Below are 4939 nucleotides of genomic sequence, written 5' to 3'. Positions count from 1 at the left end.
AAAGAAGAAAGAACCCAGTTCGCCATGGCGGGTGACCATACCGCATTTTGGATTCCTGGCGATTACGACACACAAGAATACGATTTCACCACATCAAAATTGTCCGAAATCAGGGGCTTCTCCGAAAAAGCGAAAACCGCCAACGTATCTCAGACTTCTTTTTCTCCTACTGGAGTTCAGACTTCCTTGATGATGAAAACAAACGACGGTTTGTATATCAATTTACATGAAGCGGCATTAATCAATTATTCCTGCATGCACCTGAATCTGGATGACAAAAACATGATTTTTGAGTCATGGTTGACACCAGACGCAAAAGGTGACAAAGGTTATATGCAAGCTCCAAACCATTCTCCATGGCGTACGATTATGGTAAGCGATGACGCTCGTGAAATTCTTGCATCAAAAATAACCTTGAATTTGAATGACCCCTGTAAAATTGAAGATACCTCTTGGATCAAACCGGTTAAATATGTTGGCGTTTGGTGGGAAATGATTACAGGAAAAAGCTCTTGGTCTTATACGAATGACTTCCCTACAATACAATTGGGCATTACCGATTATTCGAAAGCAAAACCAAACGGTACACATGGGGCCACAACTGCCAACGTAAAAAAATACATAGATTTTGCAGCAGCAAATGGTTTTGATGGCGTTTTGGTTGAAGGTTGGAATGAAGGTTGGGAAGATTGGTTTGGACATTCTAAAGATTATGTTTTTGATTTCCTGACTCCGTATCCTGATTTTGATGTCAAAGGAATACATGAATATGCTAAGTCAAAAGGAGTGAAAATGATCATGCATCATGAAACTTCGGGTTCTGTGCGTAACTACGAACGTCATATGGACAAGGCGTATCAATTCATGAAAGACAACGGATACGATGCTGTAAAAAGCGGTTATGTAGGTGACATCATGCCTCGAGGTGAAAACCATTACAGCCAATGGATCATAAACCATTACCAATATGCCATCGAGAAAGCGGCCGAGTATAAAATCATGGTTAATGCGCATGAGGCTGTTCGCCCAACGGGAATATCTAGAACATACCCAAATTTAATTGGTAATGAATCAGCAAGAGGAACGGAATATCAGTCTTTCGGAGGATCTAAACCAAATCATGTTACGCTTCTTCCTTTTACTCGTTTGATGGGTGGACCGATGGATTATACGCCTGGAATTTTTGAAATGGATTTGTCAAAATTGAATCCCGACAATCATTCACATGTGAACAGTACGATTGCGAATCAATTGGCTTTATATGTAACGATGTACAGCCCTTTGCAAATGGCGGCAGATTTACCTGAAAACTACAACCGTTTTTCTGATGCATTCCAGTTTATCAAGGATGTGGCTATAGATTGGACAGTGAGTAAATACCTAGAAGCAGAACCGGGACAGTACATCACTGTTGCCCGAAAAGCAAAAGGAACCAACAACTGGTTTGTGGGCAATGTAAACGGGGAAACTCCGCGTACCTCAAACATCAAGTTTGACTTCTTGGAAAAAGGGAAAAAATATGTGGCTACTATTTATGCAGATGCAAAGGATGCACATTACAAAACGAACCCCCAAGCGTATACCATCCGTAAAATGACGGTAACGAGCAAATCAAAGTTATCACAGGTGTCAGCTCCTGGTGGAGGTTATGCCATCAGCATAATTGAAATCAAAAAATAATTTATGATAGAAATAAAAAAGGCTGTCTAGAAATAGACAGCCTTTTTGCATTTTATAAGGTTTTAAAACTAATTTACTTTGATCAGCTTAACATCGAAAACAAGCACGGAACCTCCGGGAATGGGACCGCTGTCATTACTTCCGTAACCTAAGTGAGCAGGAACCAAAAGAATCCCGCTTCCGCCCTCTTTAAAATAAGGAATTCCTTCTGTCCAGCCTTTTATAACTTGATTCAATCCGAAGGTAAGACCACCCGGTTTACCTGCATCAAAAACAGATCCGTCAGTGAAGTACCCTTTGTATTCTACAGTTACGGTCGATGAAGCAGTGGGCTGTGCGCCGGTACCGGGCTCATCAATCACATAATACAAACCCGAATCGCTTCTTTGGGCAGATAAATTATTTTTTGCTACGTAAGCACTGATTTCTTGCTCGTTTTGGGCAACGTAATCGCTTTCTTTGTCTTTTGAACAAGACACAAAAAGAGTTAGGACAAGTGCAGATAAGATGTATTTCATGTTGAGATTTATTTAGAAGCGCCAAATATACTAAAATTACGCAACGAATTAGTGTCAAAAATCATGACAACAGCTAGTTAAAAGAGTTTGTTTTTGAATAAAAATCACTAATCCCCAAATACCTGCACATCATCTATTTGGAAAGCGCCATCCAATGCCAGGTTTTTGCCAGAGCCAATGTATTTGAAAGCGATATTAATTTTTCCTGTATAAGATGACAGGTCGACTCCGCCGCTGCCCACAAACTGATACCATGGCGTTTCCTGTTTGGGCAAAATTACCGAAACCGGAATCCAAGTCGCTGTCTTCACATTCAGGCCGTCAAAATTATTGGAAACATAAACCTCTATTGTGTTTAAGGATGAGTCCACGTCCAGATGGTGCTGGGCGGTTCTAAAAGTCAGTATCTCATTGGTATGCGAATCCATATCTATTTTTGGCGTAATCAACCAAGCGATATTAGAGTTAACCTTTGTTCCGCTAATTACAAATTCCGCATAGCCGTTGCCCGAACGCACTCCTCCTTTCCAAAATAAGGTTCCGCTCTGTACGATGTTTGCCCAGCCCGGAAGGCTCAGGTTAGACTTGTCAACAACGTTTTTAAAATCCTCAGAAAAGAACGGAATAGCCCTCTCACCCGAAATCATAACATCGCTTTCGGAGCGCGCAAGCAATTGGTAATCGGAGGCAAATTTGGTTAAAATCCCTCTGACTTTTCCGCTTCCGTTGGGCACTAGCTTACCGGAAAAATCCGCATAACTGCTGGTTCTGAAAATGACTTGGTTCCCTTTTTTGTCAATCAAGTTCCAATTCGTCGCTCCGCCAACATTGTTCGTTTCTTCAAAATAATGGCGTCCGATGGCGTCTTCCGAAAACTGCACCTCCGACAACTCAACGAGCGTATTCAAATTGGAGTCGTTCAGCAAATCCGGAATGGAGATTGGCCGAACCAGTTGGTCTTCGGTTAAAGTGGTACAAGAGGCATGCAATACGTTTTTGTAGTCAGTTTGGGAAAGTCTACCCACGGCTCCTTCGTTATAGGAATTAACGTAAATCCCTCCTATTTGTAAACTTCCGTAGTTGATATCGGTATATTGATCTTTCAATTTCACGTACACTTTATTTCCAAATCTAAAATCGACATAGGTATTGGTTGCATCCAAGGGAACGCTAAATCCTATAGCCGGTGTTGTGGCTGTAGCCAAAGTTTGAAAGGAGATGCTCTTGAAAAAATTACCGTATTCATCCGTTGAAACAACATAGGCCTCGATAACATCATCATACACGTATTGTGAAACTATCGCTCCCGCTGTGGCATGAACGTCGCCCACCGTTTTATTTACGACCAAATCAGGTTGATTGCATATCAATTTAGGAACAGCAACCTCATCATTGACGCAACCGGAAAAAACGGTAACCAAAATCAGCAATGAAAAAATAGTATGGAAAGTAGCTCTCATAATAAATGGTTTTAAAAATTGAAACTGAGGTTTACGAAATAAGTCCTTCCGTAGCCATAAAAATATTTGTTGCCAAAAGAAGGAGTTCCACTGGATACGTCTTGATTGAGTTGCCTGAAATTTGCGTTTCTTGCCTGTTCATATCCTCCTGTTTTATATATTTTATCTAATGCATTATTAATGCTAACGAAAAGTCCTAAGTTTTTTCCGTTGATGCGCCATGATTTTCCTCCAGTGAAATTCAATAATGCGACCGGATCGAACTTTTCCTGTTTTAGCAATTCCGACGCACGCTCTTCCGACGCTTCGGGAAATGGGAATCCGCTGGCGGGGTTTGTATAAAAACTGTTCGTTCTGGAAATGGGAGATACGTCGATATAGGTTTCTGCCAGATAATTTATGTTTGAGCCAATCCACCAGTATTTGGGGTCACGATATTCTATCCCTAAAGCATACGCTTGCTGCGGCATCCCGGCTTGTTTGTAATTCTTTAGCAAGGTCTTTCCGAAATCAAATGACGGATTGCTCTTTTCCACAGTGGCAACGGCATCATTTGTTACACTTAAGCTGGGATTGCTGTCGTAGGTGTATTTTCCATAAGCGGCAGAAAAACTGCTTTTGATCGTGGCGGTCAATTGGTATTCAAAACTGAATTCGGCGCCCATGTTCTTTTTGTCCAACTGGGTTAGTGTTTGGCTCACAAATGCGTTCGTGTTTGTGTATCCCGCGCCATTATCAAAAATCCCCTCGGCATAAAAAAAGGAAGTTTTCGTCGCGTCTTTTATCGTGGCGTAGTAGGCCGTCAACCGCGATTTGAGTTTTGGGGAACGGAATACGTAGGTAGCATCCAGACTATTTATGTTCTCGCTTTGCAGTCCGCCAGCTATCAAGTTGTTCAAACGCGAATTCGGGAAACTGCTCCGAATCGTAGGCGCCCTGGTCAAATGGGCTCCGTTAAAAGTCAACAGCCGCTTTCCCGACAGTTTATAGGTCAACCCGCCCTTGAAACCGAAATTTTCGAATTGCAGTTTCTCGCTTTTGCCAAAAGAAATCGTTTCATAAATTCCGTTTTTATATAATCCTTCTCTTTGATAATTCGTACTGCAGAAGGATTGTGCCAAGTAAAAATCGATTTTGTCGTACGAAAACTTGAACTGGCTGAAGACATCGAGAGTATTCGCCACATAATTGTAATTGTAGCCGTAAGCATCGCCCTCCAGCACTTGCCGATTGGGGTTATTCAAATCAGATTGTGCCTGGTTTCCGGTGTAAAAACCGTCG

Annotated in this window: 3 protein-coding genes and 1 pseudogene; 1 reads left to right on the top strand and 3 read right to left on the bottom strand. The window is 41.7% G+C overall.

Annotated features, from left to right (window positions below; genetic code table 11):
• On the top strand, positions 1-1680 hold a 1680-nt coding region (locus tag VIH09_RS00785; protein WP_331576881.1), incomplete at its 5' end, for a glycoside hydrolase family 97 protein.
• A 68-nt stretch (positions 1681-1748) separates the two neighbouring features.
• Here the strand turns inward: VIH09_RS00785 and VIH09_RS00780 are convergent.
• From VIH09_RS00780 to VIH09_RS00770, 3 genes and pseudogenes are all read right to left on the bottom strand, one after another.
• Positions 1749-2198: an FKBP-type peptidyl-prolyl cis-trans isomerase gene (locus VIH09_RS00780; RefSeq protein ID WP_331576879.1), complete on the bottom strand. Its 450-nt coding sequence runs from the start codon at positions 2196-2198 to the stop codon at positions 1749-1751.
• Between the two features lie 107 nt (positions 2199-2305).
• On the bottom strand, positions 2306-3658 hold the full coding sequence (locus tag VIH09_RS00775; RefSeq protein ID WP_331576877.1) for a DUF5689 domain-containing protein: 1353 nt from the start codon (positions 3656-3658) through the stop codon (positions 2306-2308).
• 11 nt (positions 3659-3669) lie between these two features.
• A pseudogene (locus VIH09_RS00770) lies at positions 3670-4939 on the bottom strand (TonB-dependent receptor); the annotation flags it as partial.

It is taken from the genome of Flavobacterium sp., assembly GCF_036515215.1.
GTDB lineage: Bacteria > Bacteroidota > Bacteroidia > Flavobacteriales > Flavobacteriaceae > Flavobacterium.
Note: the sequence above shows the minus strand (reverse complement) of the source record. Positions and strands in the feature narration are given on the sequence as shown.

Excerpts from the sequence above, each read along its gene's own strand:
- VIH09_RS00780 (WP_331576879.1), bottom strand. The coding sequence starts at position 2,198 with ATGAAATACATCTTATCTGCACTTGTCCTAACTCTTTTTGTGTCTTGT.
- VIH09_RS00775 (WP_331576877.1), bottom strand. The coding sequence starts at position 3,658 with ATGAGAGCTACTTTCCATACTATTTTTTCATTGCTGATTTTGGTTACC.